Raw genomic sequence first — 19,752 nt, 5'->3', positions numbered from 1 at the left:
CTTTTGATGTTTTTTAATTTTATCTCAGTTCCCATTAAAAGGATAGTTAAAAAAATAATGATAAAGATTATAAAAATAAAAAATTAAAAGATAAAACATATTACACAATTTTTAGTATCCAGTATAATTTAGGAGAATGACACTTATTTTACTTTTTTACCTTTAGATTTTTTTATTATTTTTTATTATACTCTTCTTAACTTTTTGATTATAACCTCAACCTCTTTGATTAACTCCTCTGGGATCTCATTTATTCCGTACTCTATTCTGGTTTTCAACTGGTTACATAACTTCTGGATTATCTCTCTATCTTCTCCCTTGGTGTAATCTAAGAGATCTACAGCGTAGTTGTAGGCACCTACTATGTTGTTGATCTTCATATTCAGTAGGAGTAGTTCAGCACAGTAATAAGCCGACTTTCTGAAATCCCTTCTACTTACACTTAACCTTAGAGATTCTCTGTACTTTATTCCTAGGTATTCTGCCAGATCTTTCTGTAGTTCTTTGACAGATTGATAACGTTTTTCTTTATTTTTCTCTAGACATTTCATTATTATATCTTCAACTTCTTTTGCTTCTGGGTTGATCTCCGAGGGTTTTACAGGATCTTTCAGTATTATAGCTGAGGCTACCTCGATAGGATTTTCTCCCTTAAACGGTAGATCACCGGTAACTAACTCGTAGAATATCACTCCCAACTGCCATATATCTGTCCTGTTGTCTCTCTTTTCTCCGTTTATCTGCTCTGGAGAGGCGTAGAAGAGTGTATATCCTCCACCTGTTGTTGAGTAGGAGGTGGATTCTGTCATAACTTTACTTAATCCCCAGTCTGATATCTTTGGGATGTTGTTTTTAAGTAGTATATTCTGAGGTTTTAGATCCTGGTGGATGATCCTCTGGGAGTGGGCGTATTTTAATCCCTCTGCTACGTTGAATATTATCCTCCCTGCTTCCTCTGGATCTAAGGGTTTCTCTATATCTGCCAATGAGTGATCACACAACTCTACCTCGAAGTAGGGTATTGGTACGATGTTGTAGTCGTAAACCTTGACGATGTTTTCATGATCTAACTTTGTCCAGTTCTCTATCTCCCTTATGAAGGATTTCCCTGTGGATTCATCTATGGAGATAGGTATTTTAACTGCCACTAATTCTCCGTCTTTTTTACGTTTTGCCTTGAATACCCTTGCAAATCCTCCCTTTCCAATGTACTCTGTTTCTGTGTATCTATCTGAGAGTTCTGGTGGGAATACCTCCGGCGGTATTATCTGAGGTATGTCTATGTTTCTGGTTGTAGTTTCTTCTTCGACTTTGAGTACTATCAAATCTTCTAGTTTGTACTTTCTTTTTAAGTGATCTTGGTATTTTATTTTAACTTCGAGAGGTACGTCTCCGAAGGATACTGGTTTTATGTTTAGTTCTATTTTTTGTGTACTTCTTGGTTTAACTTCTATCTTTGGTATGTCTTTTACCACTATGTCATCTGAGAACTGGAGGGTTATCTCTCTTGCTATGGCGTCTCCCTCGTTTGTTAGTTCTATATTCGTTTTTGTCCATTTGTTTAAGGTGAAGGATGTGTTTGGGAATTTGATTTTTAGTTTTGGTTTGGATTTTTTGATTAGTTCTTCGCATTTGTTGAGGTATGATGAAGCGTTTTGGAGGCTTCCTTCTTTAAGTTCTTTTTTTGCACTTTCTAGTAATTTGTCTAAGTTGTAGATTATTTTTGTTTGTGGTTCTAGTTTTTTTATTTTTGATTCAATTTTTTCTGCTTGTTTACTTATTTCTATTGCTCTCTCTTTAGCCTTTAGAGCAAGTTCTTCTGCTTTGGAATACTCTCCTTCTTTAAATGCTAATTCTGCCTGGGAAAGTATATGCTCAGCCTCTTTAACACTGTATTTGGATTTTATTTGAGAAATTGTTGATTTAGCGTTTTTTATAGCATTTTCAGCTTTTTCAGCCTGTTTATTTATTTCTATTGCTTTTTCCTTAGCCTTTAGAGCAAGTTCTCTTGCTTTTAAATAATTTTCTTCCTTAAATGCTAATTCTGCCTGGGAAAGTAGGTGTTCAGCCTCTTTAACACTGTATTTGGATTTTATTTGAGAGATTGTTGATTTAGCGTTTTTTATTGTTTTTGATACTATATCTAATGAGATAAAGAGATAGACACTACCTCCTCCAGCAGTTATATATTTTCTATCAGGAGTTATGGAGACTGACCATACAATATAATCTGTCTTATACTCCCATAACAACTCTCCTCTTTTGTTGAAGAGGTAGACATGTTTATTCTCACTCCCAGCAACCACATACTCCCCATCAGGAGTTATGGAGACTGAGTAAACACTACCACCTGTCCAATACTTCCACAACAACTCTCCTCTTTTGTTGAAGAGGTAAACTTCCCATCCACTCCCAGCAACCACATACTCCCCATCAGGAGTTATGGAGATTGAGTTAACACTACCTGTCCAATACTCCCATAACAACTCTCCTCTTTTGTTGAAGAGGTAGACATGTTTATTCTCACTCCCAGCAACCACATACTCCCCATCAGGAGTTATGGAGACTGAGTATACTTTATCATATGTCTTATACTCCCATAACAACTCTCCTCTTTTGTTGAAGAGGTAGACATGTTTATTCTCACTCCCAGCAACCACATACTCCCCATCAGGAGTTATGGAGACTGAGTAAACCCAACCATCTGTCTTATACTTCCACAACACTTTTCCTCTTTTGTTGAAGAGATAGACATATATCCCACTCCCAGCAACCACATACTCCCCATCAGGAGTTATGGAGACTGAGTAAACCCAACCATCTGTCTTATACTTCCACAACACTTCTCCTCTTTTGTTGAAGAGGTAGACATGATCATCCCGACTCCCAGCAACCACATACTCCCCATCAGGAGTTATGGAGACTGAGTAAACCCAACCATCTGTCTTATACTTCCACAACACTTCTCCTCTTTTGTTGAAGAGGTAGACATGATCATCCCTACTCCCAGCAACCACATACTCCCCATCAGGAGTTATGGAGACTGATTTAACACTACCTATTCCATATTCCCACAACAACTCTCCTCTTTTGTTGAGGAGGTAGACATATATCCCACTCCCAGCAACCACATACTCCCCATCAGGAGTTATGGAGACTGAGTAAACATACCAACCTGTCTTATACTTCCACAACAACTCTCCTCTTTTGTTGAAGAGGTAGACATGTTTATCCCAACTCCCAGCAACCACATACTCCCCATCAGGAGTTATGGAGACTGAGTTAACTCCACCACCTGTCTCATACTTCCACAACAATTCTCCTCTTTTGTTGAAGAGGTAGACATGATCATCCCAACTCCCAGCAACCACATACTCCCCATCAGGAGTTATGGAGACTGAGTTAACTCCACCACCTGTCTCATACTTCCACAACAATTCTCCTCTTTTGTTGAAGAGGTAGACATGATCATCCCTACTCCCAGCAACCACATACTCCCCATCAGGAGTTATGGAGACTGAGTTAACTCCACCACCTGTCTCATACTTCCACAACAATTCTCCTCTTTTGTTGAAGAGGTAGACATGATCATCCCTACTCCCAGCAACCACATACTCCCCATCAGGAGTTATGGAGACTGATTTAACACTATCATATGTCTTATACTTCCACAACAATTCTCCTCTTTTGTTGAGGAGGTAGACATGTTTATCCCAACTCCCAGCAACCACATACTCCCCATCAGGAGTTATGGAGACTGAGTAAACACTATCATCTGTCTTATACTTCCACAACAATTCTCCTCTTTTGTTGAAGAGGTAGATATAATATCCACTCCTAGCAACCACATACTCCCCATCAGGAGTTATGGAGACTGAGTTAACACTCCTATCTGTCTTATACTTCCACAACAACTCCCCCTCTCTATTGAAGAGACTAACACCATACCCACTACCAACAGCAATATACTCTCCATCTGCAGACATAGATATTGATTCAATATAACCTATATCATACTCCCACAACAAACCATAATTTTTCTCTTTAAAACTCTCCACCTCTCTCACCTTATCATTTTAATTATAATTATTATAATTATCACAATAAAAATAAAAACCTTAATCCCCCTCAAACCCTATAGCATCACAGGGACATAGATACCCACAGTAACCACATAAGGTGCATCTCTCCATATCAAATTTAATACTCTCATCCTCCACATAAATAGCCCCAAAGGGACAGTTTTTCTTACAGACTAAACACATTATACATCTCTTAGGATTGTACACAAGTTTCTTATTTCTACCTACCCTGTATATCAAGAGATAATTCTTTACAACTTTTCCAACAAGATATACGATCTCTATTGCATCAACTGGACATGCCTCCACACAGTGGCCACAGAAAACACACCTTTCAACATCTATCTTTGGATGTGGAGTATCGGATTTGATAATTTTCAAGGGACAAGTTTCTACACAGATACCACAGGATATACACTTCTTAGGGTCTATCACTATATTCTTCCTGATTACCTTATCCTTTAAACTAATCTCTACAGAGTTTCCCTCAAAGTACTTACAGATAACATCCTTAACAGGTATCATCTCAAATGTCATTAGAATCATCCTACTTTATTTTTTATCCATCCTAGTTCCTATTAAAGTAATGATTAAAAGAATAATAAAAATAATAATTAAAAATACCATTAACTATATCCATATTCCAGAACTATTCACAGTTTTCTTAACTATTACTTTGATTGGAACTAGTTTTTTCATTCACCATCTTACTAAGAGATTTCTCAACTTCCTTCTGAGAGAACTCCAACAGATCACTTTTTAACTGTATATATCTCCTGGAGATCTCATATAAGTCCCTACTAACCATACACTCAAAGTAATCCCTCGTCTTCCTAACCCTATAGAGTTTCAAGGAGTTCTCCGTATCAGTTAAATATATAGCCTCAACTGGACACTCTCTATAGCACACTCCACATCTAACACACTTCTCTGGATTTATATAGGGCAATCTAGTATCACAGCAGATGTCTATTGCACCTACAGTACAGGCCCTGTAGCATATTCTACAACCTATACACTTATCTTCTCCTATAATGTAGCACTTATCTCTTATTTTAGATACTCTTGGGACTTCTCCTATCCTCATGGCGCCTGTAGGACACACCTCTATACAGTTACCACATTTTATACAATCTACAACTTTGTAATTCTCCAAATCTATACTCCCTGGACATACATCTACACAGTTTCCACAGTTAATACATAGACTCTTTACAATCCTTGGAACCTCGGAGATCACATCACCCTTTTCCTCCTCCTTCAACATCCTGTTAAATTTTATCTTAAAACATAGGTTGAACCTCTCTTTTAGTACTTTCTCATCGTAGGTTCTTATAGCGTCCACCACAGGACATGCCTCTATACATCTCTCGCATCCAATACATTTGTTAGTGTCTATTATGTGAGTGTTTTCATCGTAATCTATAGCATTCACTGGACATACTGTCCTACAGGAACCACAGTTTACACACAACTCCTCGTCTATTATGAAATATCTATATTTAGGAACGTTCCAAGGTAGACTTAAAGTCTCCTCCCTTAAGTTTCCAATCTCCAATACCTTAGTTGGACAGGATTCTACACAGTTTCCACAACCTATACAGGCTCCAATATCTATCTTAGGTAGTTTTTTGTTATGATCCTGGAAGAATACCATCTTTATAGCAAAGGGTGGACAGGAACCTTCACAGGCTCCACAACTTATACACCTCTCAGGATACTTTACAGTGGGAGGAACCTTCCTGAATCTCTTTGGAGGTATAGTATACTCCTTTTCCGTCTTCGCCGATAAAAACCTTTTAATAAATTTCTTCTTTGTAAGAATGTAGAGATACCACAGTGAAGAAGCCATACTTTCACATCCTTATTTGAAGTAAGGTTTTACCTTTTTAGTCTTCCTATCTACTAAGTATATAGTCCTCTCTGTACAGGAGATACAGGGATCTATTGAGACGTAGGTTGCAACAGCATCTGAAACTGTGGGACAGGTTTTCAACATATACTTGTATGCCGAGAGGTTCATCACTGTGGGAGATCTGATAAGAATCTTCTTTATAATCCCCCCGTCTGTTATAGAGATCTTGTAGGTAACCTCTCCCCTGTAGGCCTCGTTTCTCCACTCCCCAGATCCCCCCTTTATGTCTACCTTCTTCCTCACCATTCCAGTACTTTCCTCGTAAAGTTCAAGTGTCCTCCTTATTAACTCTATACTTGTAAATATCTCCTTCAACCTAACTAACGTCCTGGCGTAGTTGTCTCCATCTTCAGTCCACACTGGTTTAAAGTCCAATTCTTTATATGTGGGATGTCTTAGTCTCCAATCACTTTCAGGTAGTGCAGAGGCTCGAGCCACTGGTCCGACAGCCCTAGTTTTCATTATCTCCTTATAGCCTATAACACCTATCCCTTTGCTCCTTAAACTTATTAAAGGTCCCTTACTGAAGATCTCCATTATATTCTCTATATCCTCTTCCAAGGTATCCAATGTACTATAGATACTCTCTAACATTTCCCTGTTTATATCCTGTCTAACTCCACCAACTACGTTAAAACCCATATTTATCCTATTTCCAGTAATAGTTTCCAATAGATCCATCACTTTCTCTCTTATATTCAAACACCAGATACCTAGGGTTTCATGCTCAATAGCCATTCCAAACATACCTACAGCAATAAGATGACTATGAATTCTCTCAAGTTCTGTAACAATAATCCTAAGATACTTAGCCTTATCTGGCACCTCTATATTGGATATTTTTTCTATACACTCTACAAATGTCTGGGTATGAATATAAGAGCAGATACCACAAACCCTCTCAGCGAGATGAACTCCCTTCAGATAGTGTTTTCCCTCCATTATTCTCTCAATACCCCTATGAACATAACCCATTTCAATCTCTGCTCCAAGAACTACCTCTCCTTCTACAATAAGTTTTATACGAATAGGCTCTTTAAAAATAGGATTTATTGGACCTAGAGGTACTACATTCATACTATCCCTAATAATAATTATTAAAATAATAATTAAAATTATTAATTTTTAATCTTTAAGATTGCTGAGATGTATTCTCTATCTCTTTAACTATTCTTTCCCTCTCTGCTACAGAGGTTGGAACTACCTTCAATATAGTTTCTATTATCTGGGAAGGTCTTGGAGGACATCCTGGTATTACTCCATCAACTGGAATGATCTTACTCACAGGACCACATACATGTCCCTCTTTGAATATACCACAACTTAGGGCACAGGCTCCAAAAGCTATAACTATCTTAGGTTCTGGAGTTTTTTCATACAACTCTTTTAATCTGTTCTTCCAAGGAAGAGTGACAGGCCCAGTTACTATTAACACATCTGCCTCCCTTGGGTTGTTGTGGATGTATATACCGTACTGTTCAATATCATACCTCGATGCCAATAGAGATACCAACTCAATATCACATCCGTTACATCCTCCCGTATTCACCACACATACATGTATAGATCTCTTTCTAAAGAACTCTTTAATCATTCTATCTCCCAATCTTTACTTTTCCTTTAATAGTTTTACAAGTAACTCTCTTCCCCTCTTCAGAGCCTCATTATATGGAATATTGTTTAACAGTACATCCTCAACTACCTTCTTTCTTATTAGATCCCCCTCCTTCTTTGATAACAGTCCATAAAAGTCACATATCCAACATAACCCTAGATCTATATCCACCTTTCTCCCTAGACATGCCATCCTAGCCTGTTCTGCAAATGCATGGGTTTCATAGAGGTCAGCACCGTCGTACTCCCTTACAAACAACTCTATAACTTCATCTAGGGATAATCCTAGTACCTTAGCAATAGGTACGATAACCTCCTCCATAATGTATCTGTTTTTTATAATGTTGTACTTCTGTTCCCAGGTACCTTCACACTGTATCCTATCTATCTTCTCCATATCTAACTCCATACTATCTAACCTATTAAACTTTTAATTAGATAACCTAAGGTTGCAATGAATATACCAATAATCAATTCAACTCTGCCATACCCTGGCCTCATACCGAAGGGAATACCTAATAGAAACAGAGAGAGAGGGCAGTTTATACTGTAAGGTAGAGGTACTGAGAACAATATGCCTCCAAGTATGGCACATACTAACGCCAACCTATCTACACTTCCTTCTACGTAGGGTTTTACATACTTGTTATAACTGTAAGACAACCCTATAAATCCCCCTAAGGTTAGGGATAACACACACCAGAGTAGGTTATAGGGCACTTCCTCCATAGAGTACCACCTTAAAAGACTCCCGTAGAGTAAATACTGTACATCCTGTATCCTAAGTAGATTATACCTACAAGTACCAACATCATAAATAACAACTCCAAGGTTTCCATCAACTTCCCTAAGGATCTATACTTGTACCTAAGTAGAAGTACTGTAAGGAGTATCCCTGTCATAAGTACAACAAGGTGAAGTACGTTGATTTGCATAAGAGTTACAGACACTGCCATCATCAGGAGGACAAAGACGGAGATCAGGAGATAATCTATATATCTTATCTCTATCACGATTCCACCTAACTATCCCATAATAGCCCTACGTAGTAGATCTACAATAGCAAGGGCACTTATAAGTATCTGAATCATAACTGAGTGGTTTGGTGTTAGTAGAGGAGTTAGGGCACAGATAAGGGATATTATAAAGGTTAAAACTACCATCCCAAGGAGTGTTAGTAGTGGATCTGATATCAGTACAGGACCGATAAATACCCCTATAAATATCCAGAGGAGGACGAACCATGCTATCCCATCGGCTACCATTATCAGGGATTCCAAGATACCGAAGTGTTCTGTGATGTATCCACTTACTATACTCTTATCCTTCACTATTGCGAAGGGACTATTTGGAGCCTTTGAAAGGAGAAGTACAAAGAAGGCAAATGCTGCAAAAGGTAGTTGGAAGATTATGGGCCCATGTACCTCCTGATATCTTATAATATCCTCTATTATCAGGGATTTAGTTAGGAGATATATAGTACCGATTACTGCAAAGAGTGGCACCTCTGCAGCGGCGGAGAATACACTCCTTACACCTCCCAACTTTCCATAGGGAGATCCGCTACTGAGACCACAACCATGCTCCACTATCTTCTGGAGGACGTAGAGACCCATGAGTATTAGTAAAGAGGTATTAAACACCACTCCAAGGTAGAGTGCAGACATCCATACCATTATACTCATCAGGGCTATAAAGACGTATAGAGGATTTCCTGCAGTTATAGGAAAGGTTATTTCCTTAAAGTAGAATTTAAGGGTATGAAGGATATACTGAATAATAGGGGGACCGGGTCTTCCCTGGATCCTGGCTACTATCTTCCTATGTAGTCCCAACAGTAGTCCTCCCACTAAAAAGGCGTATAAACTGTAGGCCAGTGCATCTATTACATATTTTATATTGGATAACTCCATAATTACCACCCTCTAAATGGAAGGAGCCCCTCCTTTTTCCGCCTAGTTTTGGGAATAAACATCATCCCTACACCGTAGAGGATGAAGGGAGTAAATAAGGCAGTACCTAAGTAAATAACTAGTACATTCTTTGGATAGAGTATTATATAGAGAAACCCTAAGATCCCAACTATAAGGGATAATATTCCACTCTTTCTCTCAGGTGTCATAGGATCCCCTTTTAAATGGTTAGTAGTATCTCTGCAGTTCTTATTACTATAAGTAAGGAGGATAGATGTATCATCAGGATATAGGGTGCTCCAGGTGCTCTGAACATCTCGGCCTTTGCAGCGTAGAAGGGGGCAACTCCAGTCTCTCCAACCATACCTACTGCGTAGAGCATCTTCTGGAAGAGTAGATCGTAGTGTTCCCTTGCCAACTCCAGTATTGAAAGAGTTCCAGTTTTAGCCAGTATCAGGGCAGCACCTCCAAAGAGGGGGAGGGTAGATATCATGGCTATTATACCGTAGTAGTAAGCAGCATTTAATACCCACTCCTTTTTAACGGCCGAGACGATACCTATGTTGGCTATACCTATTACAGCGAGGAAGAGTGCATAGTTGAAGAGATCTCCAGTAAGCATGGCAAATGCAGTACAGATACCACAGATGATGGCCATCAATCTTCTTACCTTCAACTCCTCTAGAGAAACATAGTTAAGTCTATCAAAACCTCCTATTTGAGACTCCAACTGTTTCTCAGGCTTTGTAAGGTAGACTACTAAGGTAAAGAACATGGCGACTATAAAGGATATTGCAGAGAACTCTGTAATATAGAGTACAATATCTCCGAAGGGGATATATCCATAAAAACCCCCTGATATAGAAGTAATATTAAAGGGCATACATTACCACCTAAAATTTCAAATCTCCTATTAATCCAAGTTTAGAACCTACCTTAAGTGCTAAGGCACCCCCTGCTATAAGAAGAAAAGTTATATAGTGATCTGGAAAGAGGTAGAAACCTATGAATCCAAAGAGTATCCAGAATGCCCACATAACCCCTGAAAATCCTGAAATAGTTTCCCAAAAATTCCTTATATCCCCTGAAGATATCCCCCTATTAATTATCCCCTGGGAAAAGATATAGAACAGCAAACCAACAGACATCACGGCTCCACCTGTAAATCCAGTTAAAAATGCTCCGTAGATAACTAGTATGAGACTTATAAACTTCGAAGCACTGTAAAGCACCTCCATCTTAGAGTGATCTATTTTTCCAATTATTTCAGGTTCTTCTACAACTAAGAACTCCTCAAATAACTTTGACATCTTTTTACTTCTTTCCTTCTCCCTTAATTTGTTCCTATGTATCAAGATCTCAGAGACTGCTAAAAATTCCGCTAACCCTACAACTAAACCAGGAAGAATAAGGGCCTCAGCAAGATCGGTCCCAACAGCAGCAATAATAACCAACATAGCACACTCTACAACATCAGTTAAAATTAGAGTGTGTATATCAGATCTTTGATAACTTATAGCAATAAGGGAGAGCATCCCCACTACAAAACCTGCAAAGACAGAATAGTTAAACATATTTTGGACGATATCCATTATTCCACCCTCTCCCTATGAAGATATACCCAACTAAAGATCATAAAGGATACGAGGAGTGTTAAGGATTCTAATATAGTATCCAACCCCCTTGTATAGTAGAGTATTTCGTCCAATATTCCCCCTGGAGTTGATACTATAGTTGTTCCAAAGTAAGGAGTCTTCTCAGAGATCCATATAGCAGGAGGTGTAAGATAGGCAGTTATTCTACCTCTTAGGGGCTCAAACTGGGGGTATTGGGTTTTAATATCTGCAGGTGTCTTTAGAGGTTCTCCTCCCCTGTCGTAAGGGGCAAGAGATGATTTAAATATCTGACTCTGAGGAGGGTACTTTGGATACAACTGGTCCTCCTTGTAAGTTGTAGGTACGAAGAATTCCACAATCATTATTAAACATAAAAATATTGCAAACAACCTAGGTACAACCTCTGGACGTGAGATATAATTCCACAATCTCCCGATATCCATAACTATGCCTCCAACTCCTCCTTTCTAATTATAGTCCTTATAAACACTAAAGCAATTAGGGCGTTTATAGTAATGTAAGTCATAAGTGCCAAGGTTAAATTATACGCCAAGAATATCAACATTACGCCAACGGCAGGTATCTCCACATTTAAGAGTCTAACAAGGGGATCCTTGGTATTTGGACCTACTACAACACCGAGGGTTCCAAATATAAGTAAGAAGTACCCTAAGTAGAGAGTTGATAACACTATGTCCATCATATCCCTACTTTACAAGTATTGGCAATTTTGAACTGTACCTTCTCTTGGATCTTCGAATGTAGATGTACTTAAGAGATCCTAAGAGTAGTATGATAGTACTAACAGGTTCCATTATAGAGGTTAGAATTGCCACATCTAAGTAGTAGAAGGATACTATAAGACCAATTAAGCCCCCCGTCAAAAATTCCAACATAATTACCTTATCTAAGTAATCTGTATTTAGAATAACACCGATACCTCCCATAACAATACAGAAGATAGACACTAAAGGAAGTAGTTCCACATTACCACCATCATCTCTTACCTTCAATTCTCTGGATCTTTCCAATGGTATGGGCTATAGCGTTGCTGGATAGGGTAGATCCTACGAAGTAAACTACTGCCACAACACCTCCCATTGGACTCCCAACATAGAGTGCAATAAGTGCAGATATGGCGAAATTTAAACAACAGAGATATAGTAGTCTTTGTACCTTGTTCTTAGTTAAAAATATCCTTATCCCAACTACAAATGATATAACACCTATCATTAACATTACGATATCCATCTATATCCTCCCTAACTTCCTTCCTATATATCCTAAAACCTTCGAGGCTCCAACATGGTAGAACCCCTGGATAGTAAATATTGCGATTACCATCCCCCCGATAAAGTACTTGGGCTCGATAAAACCACTGAGTAGATGTATAATTACCGTTGCACTAAAGGTCCCAAAGGTACCTGCATAACCAGGATCGTTACACAGCCTATTACCTATGAATATTAGAAGTGCCGCAATAAGACCTCCCTTAAACCCCATGAGATAGTAGAATATACTTGCCATCAAGGTACCTGCAGAGGCATCTGGAGAACATACGATATTTCCCATAAAGTACCCTCCGTTGATGTCACCTCCCAACTTCTCTAAGGTTTTTCCAAATACCTCTGCCCCCGACACTCCAGGCTTCTTAGGTAGTCCAAAATAGGTATCTACCAGTACAAAGTTTACCCAACATACTACAGTACCTATCAACAGTTTTAACAACTCAACCCAACTAACCTCCATAATCTACACCTGGAAATATAACATCTACATACTTGGAAAATAGGGAAGATAGTATACCGATTAAAACACTAAAAACTAGATTTAACCCAAATAATGTATCAACAACTGCCATCAATCCTAAAGCAGTGAATATAGTAGGGAAAATGAGATTTCCCCTGAAAGAGTTAGTATCCATCTTTAAAGGTAATTTTATAACAAGCCCAACAACCAGGGAGATCACAACTGAGAGGATATAATAGAGTATCAACTCCACCACCTACCAACAGTTTATTACCATCCCATCCTTTTTAAGAGAGTATATAGGGGGCATTTCCTCCTTTGGAAATATCTGGATCACCACTTTTTTTCCAATAGTTTTAGATATCTTATCTTCCAATCTCCTTATATCCGAGCAGTCTAGGGATATAGTAACCTCCTGATCGTCAGAGTATAGGCCCTCTACCACTATCCTACCTCTGAAAAATTTCACATCCTTTATAGATATTACCTTAATATTTCTCTTTAAATGGTCTGCAAAGGAATCTCTATCTACGATATAAACAGGATAACCCTCAATATATCTTTTATAGGAACTGTTGCCTTCAGTTATTTCCTTCACAAATTTTACGATTGTAGATTCCAACTTTGTTAGAGAGAGAACGTCTAAGAGATAGTCTATAGGATCTTTCTTATCCCAGATGTCGCTACATTTTAAAAGTCCTAAGGTTATTGCAGCGGCGTGGGATTTAGTTGCCTTTCTCTTCCCCTTTTCCAACATACTTAGATGGGATTGACTAACTCCACTCTCCTCTGCCAACTTAGACTGGGTTATATTCAACTTATTACGAAATATCTTTATGTATTTAGGGTTTAGAAGGATAGCACGCTCTATCACGTCTAGTTTTTTATACATTCCTTTTCCCCTTTAAAGATATCTGGGACATTTTTATACAATATTACATAGGAATAATTTTATTCTAGAGGAAAGGTAGTATATATAATTTTTGATGTTAAAAGTACAATTATAACTATCAATAATTTTAAATAATCCTATCTTCTTTTACACAGTTATAAATTTGTATCATTTCCGTTAAAAAATAAAGATTAATAAAAAAATAATTATAATCATTATAATAATTATAAGAAGTTATTCTCCAATACTATCACTATCAACATTCATCAATTATTCAAAATTTTTTAAATAGTTTTTAAAAGTGTGAGAAATATGGAAAACATTAAACCAACTAATGTAATGGACTGTCCCATATGCGGAGGAAAAAATACATTTAAGATATTTAATAATCAGTTGGATATTCCCTACTTCGGTAGAGTGATGGAAACAACGATGATATGTGATAAATGTAAATATAGAAAAAGCGATATTATACCTCTAGAGGTTAAAGAGCCTAAGAGATATACTCTAAGGGTATCTAATGAGGAGGACCTAAACAAGAGGGTTGTTAGAAGCTCTACAGGTCATATAAAGATACCTGAGTTAGGATTTGAGGTCAAACCAGGACCTGCATCTGAGGGCTATATATCTAACGTAGAGGGGGTTTTAAATCGTCTTGAAGATGCTCTAAAAATGCTTATGAAGTGGGCAGATAATGAGGAAAAGAAGAGAGGAGAGGAGATTCTAAAGAAAATAGAAGATGTTAAAAAAGGGAAGGAAAATGTTACCCTCGTTATAGAGGACCCCTTGGGCCACAGTGCTATAATTGGGGATGGGGTAAAGGAGGAAAAACTAAGTGAAGAGGAAATTAAAAAACTAAGTGAGGGTAATATACTCATTATGGAAAAGAATAAAAATAAATAAATTAACTTTTATTATTTTTTAAATTATATCAATAAAGATCATTATGGAGGGAAAGGATGCAACTAGTTCCAGCAGCAGGATACGATAGAGCAATAACAGTATTCAGTCCAGAAGGTAGATTATACCAGGTAGAGTATGCAAGAGAGGCTGTTAGGCGAGGTACAACTGCCATAGGTATTAGATGTAAGGATGGAGTAATACTGGCAGTAGATAGAAGGGTTACAAGTAAGTTAATAGAGGTATGTTCTGTAGAGAAGATATTTCAGATAGATGATCATATAATGGCTGCAACCTCTGGACTTGTGGCAGATGCAAGGGTACTGATAGACAGGGCTAGGTTAGAGGCTCAGATAAATAGAGTAACCTACGGTGAGCCTATAACAGTTGAGGCTCTTGCTAAGAGGATCAGTGATATAAAGCAGGTTTATACACAACATGGAGGGGTTAGGCCCTTCGGAGTATCTCTACTAATTGCAGGTATAGATAGACACAGTTCCAGGTTGTTTGAAACAGATCCCAGTGGAGCCCTGATAGAATATAAGGCTTCAGCAATAGGTTCAGGTAGATCTTTAGCAATGGATATCCTCGAGGAGAAGTATAGAGAGGACATATCTGTAGATGAGGCTATGGAGTTAGCTATATATACATTATATAAAGTCTCTAAGGATGAGTTGAATCCAAAGAACGTAGATATGGCAGTAATCAGGGCAGATACTAAGATGATGGAAAAGATAGATTGTGAAAAGATTGAAAAACTTGTGAAAAAGGCTAAAGAACTTATTGAGGCTGAAGAGAAGGAAAAGGAGAAAGAGGAAAGTGATAAGGAAGATAAAGGAGATGAGAATAAGAATATAGAATAATTAGAATTTTTATATTAAATTTTTTATTTTATTGTTAATACTGTTAATCGAAAGGTATATAAATAAAAAGGGGATTAGTATGGTATCGTTGGATAAGGCGGTTATTGCCAGGTTTCAATCTCATGGGGAGAAGTTTGAAATACTGGTAGATCCTTACCTGGCGGCTAAATTAAAAGAAGGTCAATCTGTAGATATGTCGGAGGTACTTGCCTCTGAGGCTGTTTATAGGGATGCCAATAAGGGGGAGAAAACCTCGGAAGAACTTCTAAAAAAGGTTTTTGGAACTACAGATATATACGAAATTGCTAGGAAGATCATAACTAAAGGTACTGTTCAACTTACTGCCCAACAGAGAAGAGAGATTAAGGAAAAAAAGAAGAAACAGATAATTTCTATAATTGCTAGAAACACGATAAATCCACAAACTGGCACCCCTCATCCTCCAAAGAGAATTGAGAAGGCTTTAGAGGAGGCGAGGGTGAATATAGACATCTACAAGTCTGCCGAGGAGCAAATCCCCCATATTATGAAAGAACTTAAAAAGATAATACCTATAAAGTTTGAGAGAAGGGAGATAGCAGTTAAAGTTCCTCCTGAATATGCCTCCGCAGTGTACTACTCCCTCCGTGAGTTCGGTACTGTAAAGGAGGAGGAGTGGCAGGGGGACGGCTCCCTTATATTTATAATAGAGATCCCCAGTGGAATAGAGGGAGAGTTCTACTCTCATTTAAACAAACTTACAAAGGGTAACGTTCAAACAAAACTTTTAAGAAAGTTGTAAAAAGTAGAAAGTAGAAGGTGGGAGATATGGCAAGGTTCAGTCATACAAAGAAGGTAGGACCAGCAGGGAGATTTGGACCAAGATACGGTAGAAAAATTAGAGTAAGAGTAAGAGACGTAGAGATAAAACAGAAGAAAAGTTATAAATGTCCTGTTTGCGGATTCCAAAAGTTGAAGAGAGTAGGTACCTCAATATGGGTATGTAAGAAGTGTGGTGCCAAGATGGCAGGTGGAGCCTACACCCCAGAAACTGGTGCAGGTAGGATCGTAACCAAGGCTATTAGAAGGGTTATAGAAAAGAGAAGTAGGGAGATTTAATACTTCATCCTTTTTAAAGGGATACTATGACAGAGTACAGATGTCTGAACTGCGGTAAGATCGTTCCATCTAGTGAGTTAAATCTAAAGGCTAAATGTCCCTACTGTAGTAACAAGATCCTTATAAAGGTTAGACCGAAGGTTGTCAAAAAAGTTATTGCGAGATAGACGTGATGGGAGATGGAGGTGGTCATAACTACATCGAGGAAACCCTCCCAGCGAACTAGGAGTTTTGTAAAAGACTTGGCTAGAGTACTGGCAGGGAGATCTTTAACAAGAGGTAAAACTCCAATAAGGGAAATATTCAGTAGATATCCTAAGATTATTATAGTAGAAGAGTATAAGGGTAATCCAGGGAAATTAAAACTTTATGATTTAAAGGAGAAGAAGTTAATACTTCTTTTTATATCTGTGAAACTCCAGAGGGAAGTATGTAGTAAAAAGGTTGAAAATAAAGAGAAAAAGATAAAGATGGAGTTTTATGGAGACACCAAAGTTTACAAGGATCTCTTCTACAACTTCTTTAAAGATTTTAACATCATCTCTGAAAACTCCTCTTTCAGGATGTGTTTTGAGGAGAATCCAAGAGGTGACGAGCCCCTCTTTTATATTCAATTTTACAGAGAAGATAAAAAAATAGGTCCTCTCATCATTGTAAAGGACTTAAGAGTTTTAGATATAGAGGATCCTACATAGATTGGGATATTATGAAAAATTGCTATTTTTCCTTAGAGATAGATTTTGACTCCGAGGAGGAGGCAGGGATAATATATAGAAGCATTCTATTGGAACATTTAGATACACAGATAAAGTCTAGAAGTAATATGGAAGTTAAGGGAAACACACTAAAGGTGGAAACTTACGCCAAGGATCTAAGTATATTGAAGGCCTCTCTGTACTCCTATATAAGGTGGATAAGGGTAGCGGAAAGTATATATAAATTGATAAATAGAAAACAATAAGTGAATAGCAAATAAAATAAAAAGGTGAAATTTATGGAGTTACCAGCAAATGTACAAAATCAACTTGTACAATTTCAACAACTACAACAACAGTTACAGATAGTAGTTTTACAAAAACAGCAGGTAGAGTCCCAAATAAAGGATATAAAAAAGGCCTTGGAAGAGATGGAAAAATCTCCATCAGAAGAGGTCTATAAGATGGCTGGGACTATTCTTGTAAAGAGGAATAAGGAAGAGGTTGAAAAGGAGTTGAAGGAAAGGTTAGAAACCTTGGAGTTAAGGGTAAAAACCTTAGAGAAACAGGAGAAGAAGATGCAAGAAAGATTAAATGAATTACAGCAGACACTTCAGAGAATATTACAAGAGAACCCTAACGTCTCCTAAATGTTTATAAATATATAAAATAAAAATAATAATTACTATTTTTATTCTTTTAATTAATGATTAGTCTCTTTTTTAAAATCTTTTTTAACAAATACCTGGAGGTAACTAGATGAAGTATATATTTATTACAGGTGGGGTGGTTTCCTCCTTAGGTAAAGGTATTACAGCATCCTCCATAGGGAGACTTCTCAAGGCACGTAATTTCAACGTTAATATGGTTAAGATAGATCCCTACCTCCAGATAGATGCAGGTACCATGTCTCCTTATGAACATGGGGAGGTTTTTGTTACAGACGATGGAGGAGAAACTGACTTAGATATTGGGAACTACGAAAGGTTTATAGATGTATCCCTAAAGGCTGATAACAACATAACAGCGGGAAAGGTATATAAAACTGTCTTGGAGAAGGAGAGAAGGGGAGATTACTTAGGAAAAACTGTCCAGGTAATACCACATATTACAGATGAGATAAAGAGTAGAATAAAGAAGTTGGGAGAGAACTACGATATTACCATAGTGGAGATAGGAGGTACAGTTGGAGATATAGAGAGTCTGCCATTCTTGGAGGCTATAAGACAGTTTAAGAAGGATGTTGGAAAGGATAACGTGCTCTATATCCATGTCTCCCTACTTCCTTACCTAAAAACCTCTGGAGAGGTAAAGACAAAACCTACACAGCACAGTGTGAAGGAGTTAAGGAGTATAGGTATCCAACCTGATATCCTTGTATGTAGAACTGAGGTGCCTATTGGAGAGAAGATAAGGGAGAAGTTGGCACTCTTCTGTGATGTTGATAAGGAGGCTGTAATTGAGGCTAGAGACGCCAGGACTATCTACGAGGTACCTTTAAACCTTGAGAAGGAGGGGTTAGGTAATCTAATTGTAGAGAAACTTAAACTGGTGGAGGTGTATCGTAAAAAGTACGGTGAGGATGTTAGGAGGGTTTTTGAACCTGATCTATCCCAGTGGAGGGCAATAGTAGATAGGATAATAAATCCACTTCACGAGATCACAGTTGCCATAGTAGGTAAGTACGTTAAACTAAAGGATGCCTATATGAGTATAATAGAGGCTTTAGTTCATGCAGGGGCGAAGAACGATACAAGGGTAAATATCAAATGGGTGAATTCTGAGGAGTTGGCGACGAAAAATTATATTGATATCCTTGACAACTATAGAGAAAATGGGGAGTTGGGAGGTATATTAGTCCCAGGTGGATTTGGGGAAAGAGGTGTTAACGGTAAGATAAATGCAATAAGATATGCCAGGGAGAACAAGATACCCTTCTTAGGTATATGTTTAGGGATGCAGTGTGCAGTGATAGAGTACGCCAGGAATGTATGTAATTTAGAGGGGGCAAATTCTACAGAGTTCGACAAAGATACTCCACACCCTGTTGTGGATCTCCTACCTGAACAGGTTAATTTAAAGGAGAAAGGGGGCACTATGAGACTTGGCGCCTACCCTGCAGTGTTGAAGGAGAATACTTTAACATATTCCTTATATGGAAGTAAGGTAGTCTATGAGAGACATAGACACAGATACGAGGTAAATCCAGAGTATCACAACATCCTTGAGAAGAATGGTTTAATAATCTCTGGAACCTCTCCAGATGGAAAACTTGCAGAGTTTATAGAATTAAAGGATCATCCTTTCTTCATAGCAACCCAGGGACATCCAGAGTTTAAATCAAGGCCTAACAGGCCTCATCCTCTCTTCAACGGATTCGTTAGGACTATACTTCAAAACAAACTTAGGTGATTA

At 37.9% G+C, this 19,752-nt stretch carries 28 protein-coding genes; 9 read left to right on the top strand and 19 right to left on the bottom strand.

From position 1 onward, the window contains the following. Positions 1 to 185: 185 nt before the first annotated feature. From CFE53_RS01520 to CFE53_RS01430, 19 genes are all read right to left on the bottom strand, one after another. The gene (locus CFE53_RS01520) at positions 186 to 4,058 is read right to left on the bottom strand and encodes a DUF5711 family protein (protein ID WP_172456338.1); all 3,873 of its coding nucleotides are present in this window, start codon (positions 4,056 to 4,058) and stop codon (positions 186 to 188) included. 60 nt (positions 4,059 to 4,118) lie between these two features. Next, on the bottom strand, positions 4,119 to 4,619 hold the full coding sequence (locus CFE53_RS01515) for a 4Fe-4S binding protein (protein ID WP_148120143.1): 501 nt from the start codon (positions 4,617 to 4,619) through the stop codon (positions 4,119 to 4,121). A 127-nt stretch (positions 4,620 to 4,746) separates the two neighbouring features. Next, on the bottom strand, positions 4,747 to 5,934 hold the full coding sequence (locus tag CFE53_RS01510) for a 4Fe-4S binding protein (protein ID WP_148120141.1): 1,188 nt from the start codon (positions 5,932 to 5,934) through the stop codon (positions 4,747 to 4,749). A 12-nt stretch (positions 5,935 to 5,946) separates the two neighbouring features. Beyond that, a complete protein-coding gene (locus tag CFE53_RS01505; protein WP_148120139.1) occupies positions 5,947 to 7,074 on the bottom strand; it encodes a nickel-dependent hydrogenase large subunit in 1,128 nt (375 codons plus the stop codon). Positions 7,075 to 7,129: 55 nt separating this feature from the next. Beyond that, positions 7,130 to 7,591 carry an NADH-quinone oxidoreductase subunit B family protein gene (locus tag CFE53_RS01500; RefSeq protein ID WP_148120138.1) on the bottom strand — a complete coding sequence of 154 codons (462 nt, stop codon included), beginning with the start codon at positions 7,589 to 7,591 and terminating at the stop codon, positions 7,130 to 7,132. Between the two features lie 15 nt (positions 7,592 to 7,606). After that, a complete protein-coding gene (locus tag CFE53_RS01495; protein WP_253254756.1) occupies positions 7,607 to 8,020 on the bottom strand; it encodes a DUF1959 domain-containing protein in 414 nt (137 codons plus the stop codon). Positions 8,021 to 8,025: 5 nt separating this feature from the next. After that, entirely contained in the window at positions 8,026 to 8,340 is a 315-nt protein-coding gene (locus tag CFE53_RS01490; protein WP_148120136.1) for a DUF2104 domain-containing protein, read from the bottom strand. A gap of 11 nt (positions 8,341 to 8,351) precedes the next feature. Next, positions 8,352 to 8,624 carry a hypothetical protein gene (locus CFE53_RS01485; protein WP_148120134.1) on the bottom strand — a complete coding sequence of 91 codons (273 nt, stop codon included), beginning with the start codon at positions 8,622 to 8,624 and terminating at the stop codon, positions 8,352 to 8,354. Positions 8,625 to 8,636: 12 nt separating this feature from the next. Further along, a complete protein-coding gene (locus CFE53_RS01480; RefSeq protein ID WP_148120132.1) occupies positions 8,637 to 9,524 on the bottom strand; it encodes a respiratory chain complex I subunit 1 family protein in 888 nt (295 codons plus the stop codon). Between the two features lie 2 nt (positions 9,525 to 9,526). Continuing rightward, on the bottom strand, positions 9,527 to 9,733 hold the full coding sequence (locus CFE53_RS01475; protein ID WP_148120130.1) for a hypothetical protein: 207 nt from the start codon (positions 9,731 to 9,733) through the stop codon (positions 9,527 to 9,529). Positions 9,734 to 9,744: 11 nt separating this feature from the next. Continuing rightward, a complete protein-coding gene (locus tag CFE53_RS01470) occupies positions 9,745 to 10,407 on the bottom strand; it encodes a hypothetical protein (protein ID WP_148120129.1) in 663 nt (220 codons plus the stop codon). A 10-nt stretch (positions 10,408 to 10,417) separates the two neighbouring features. Then, positions 10,418 to 11,116: an EhaG family protein gene (locus CFE53_RS01465; RefSeq protein ID WP_148120127.1), complete on the bottom strand. Its 699-nt coding sequence runs from the start codon at positions 11,114 to 11,116 to the stop codon at positions 10,418 to 10,420. Further along, complete coding sequence (locus CFE53_RS01460; protein ID WP_148120125.1) at positions 11,116 to 11,583, bottom strand: EhaF family protein; 468 nt, start codon at positions 11,581 to 11,583, stop codon at positions 11,116 to 11,118. Before CFE53_RS01460 ends, CFE53_RS01465 begins: the two co-directional genes overlap by 1 nt. 2 nt (positions 11,584 to 11,585) lie before the next feature. Beyond that, positions 11,586 to 11,840 (bottom strand): DUF2107 family protein, encoded by a 255-nt coding sequence (locus CFE53_RS01455; protein ID WP_148120124.1) that lies wholly within the window; start codon positions 11,838 to 11,840, stop codon positions 11,586 to 11,588. Between the two features lie 7 nt (positions 11,841 to 11,847). Beyond that, positions 11,848 to 12,126, bottom strand: coding sequence for a DUF2108 domain-containing protein (locus CFE53_RS01450; RefSeq protein ID WP_148120122.1), 279 nt, complete (start codon positions 12,124 to 12,126; stop codon positions 11,848 to 11,850). 10 nt (positions 12,127 to 12,136) lie between these two features. After that, a complete protein-coding gene (locus CFE53_RS01445) occupies positions 12,137 to 12,391 on the bottom strand; it encodes a DUF2109 domain-containing protein (protein ID WP_148120121.1) in 255 nt (84 codons plus the stop codon). Then, positions 12,392 to 12,889, bottom strand: a complete 498-nt coding sequence (locus CFE53_RS01440) for a hypothetical protein (protein ID WP_148120119.1) — start codon at positions 12,887 to 12,889, stop codon at positions 12,392 to 12,394. It abuts the gene before it with no gap. Beyond that, the gene (ehaA, locus tag CFE53_RS01435; RefSeq protein ID WP_371678115.1) at positions 12,879 to 13,136 is read right to left on the bottom strand and encodes an energy-converting NiFe hydrogenase A subunit EhaA; all 258 of its coding nucleotides are present in this window, start codon (positions 13,134 to 13,136) and stop codon (positions 12,879 to 12,881) included. Before ehaA ends, CFE53_RS01440 begins: the two co-directional genes overlap by 11 nt. A gap of 9 nt (positions 13,137 to 13,145) precedes the next feature. Continuing rightward, a complete protein-coding gene (locus CFE53_RS01430; protein WP_148120115.1) occupies positions 13,146 to 13,781 on the bottom strand; it encodes a helix-turn-helix domain-containing protein in 636 nt (211 codons plus the stop codon). Positions 13,782 to 14,093: 312 nt separating this feature from the next. Here CFE53_RS01430 and CFE53_RS01425 point away from each other — a divergent pair, with 312 nt between their 5' ends. The 9 genes from CFE53_RS01425 (at position 14,094) to pyrG (ending at position 19,749) form a co-directional block, all read left to right on the top strand. Next, on the top strand, positions 14,094 to 14,684 hold the full coding sequence (locus tag CFE53_RS01425; protein ID WP_148120113.1) for a ZPR1 zinc finger domain-containing protein: 591 nt from the start codon (positions 14,094 to 14,096) through the stop codon (positions 14,682 to 14,684). A 56-nt stretch (positions 14,685 to 14,740) separates the two neighbouring features. Next, positions 14,741 to 15,544, top strand: coding sequence for an archaeal proteasome endopeptidase complex subunit alpha (gene psmA, locus CFE53_RS01420; protein WP_148120111.1), 804 nt, complete (start codon positions 14,741 to 14,743; stop codon positions 15,542 to 15,544). A 79-nt stretch (positions 15,545 to 15,623) separates the two neighbouring features. Then, a complete protein-coding gene (locus CFE53_RS01415) occupies positions 15,624 to 16,325 on the top strand; it encodes a ribosome assembly factor SBDS (protein ID WP_148120109.1) in 702 nt (233 codons plus the stop codon). A 26-nt stretch (positions 16,326 to 16,351) separates the two neighbouring features. After that, complete coding sequence (gene rpl37A / locus CFE53_RS01410) at positions 16,352 to 16,642, top strand: 50S ribosomal protein L37Ae (protein ID WP_148120108.1); 291 nt, start codon at positions 16,352 to 16,354, stop codon at positions 16,640 to 16,642. Between the two features lie 26 nt (positions 16,643 to 16,668). After that, a complete protein-coding gene (locus CFE53_RS01405) occupies positions 16,669 to 16,809 on the top strand; it encodes a DNA-directed RNA polymerase subunit P (RefSeq protein WP_148120107.1) in 141 nt (46 codons plus the stop codon). Between the two features lie 12 nt (positions 16,810 to 16,821). Beyond that, entirely contained in the window at positions 16,822 to 17,337 is a 516-nt protein-coding gene (locus CFE53_RS01400) for a ribosomal biogenesis protein (protein WP_148120106.1), read from the top strand. Between the two features lie 11 nt (positions 17,338 to 17,348). Further along, positions 17,349 to 17,603: a KEOPS complex subunit Pcc1 gene (locus CFE53_RS01395; protein ID WP_148120105.1), complete on the top strand. Its 255-nt coding sequence runs from the start codon at positions 17,349 to 17,351 to the stop codon at positions 17,601 to 17,603. A gap of 33 nt (positions 17,604 to 17,636) precedes the next feature. Beyond that, positions 17,637 to 17,987 (top strand): prefoldin subunit beta, encoded by a 351-nt coding sequence (locus tag CFE53_RS01390; RefSeq protein WP_148120104.1) that lies wholly within the window; start codon positions 17,637 to 17,639, stop codon positions 17,985 to 17,987. 109 nt (positions 17,988 to 18,096) lie between these two features. Next, positions 18,097 to 19,749, top strand: a complete 1,653-nt coding sequence (gene pyrG, locus CFE53_RS01385) for a glutamine hydrolyzing CTP synthase (RefSeq protein ID WP_148120103.1) — start codon at positions 18,097 to 18,099, stop codon at positions 19,747 to 19,749. The last annotated feature ends 3 nt before the right edge of the window (positions 19,750 to 19,752 follow it).

The organism is Methanofervidicoccus sp. A16 (assembly GCF_003351865.1).
GTDB lineage: Archaea > AGJL01 > Methanococci > Methanococcales > Methanococcaceae > Methanofervidicoccus.
The sequence above is the reverse complement of the archived record's forward strand: the minus strand, read 5'-3'. Positions and strand labels throughout refer to the sequence as shown.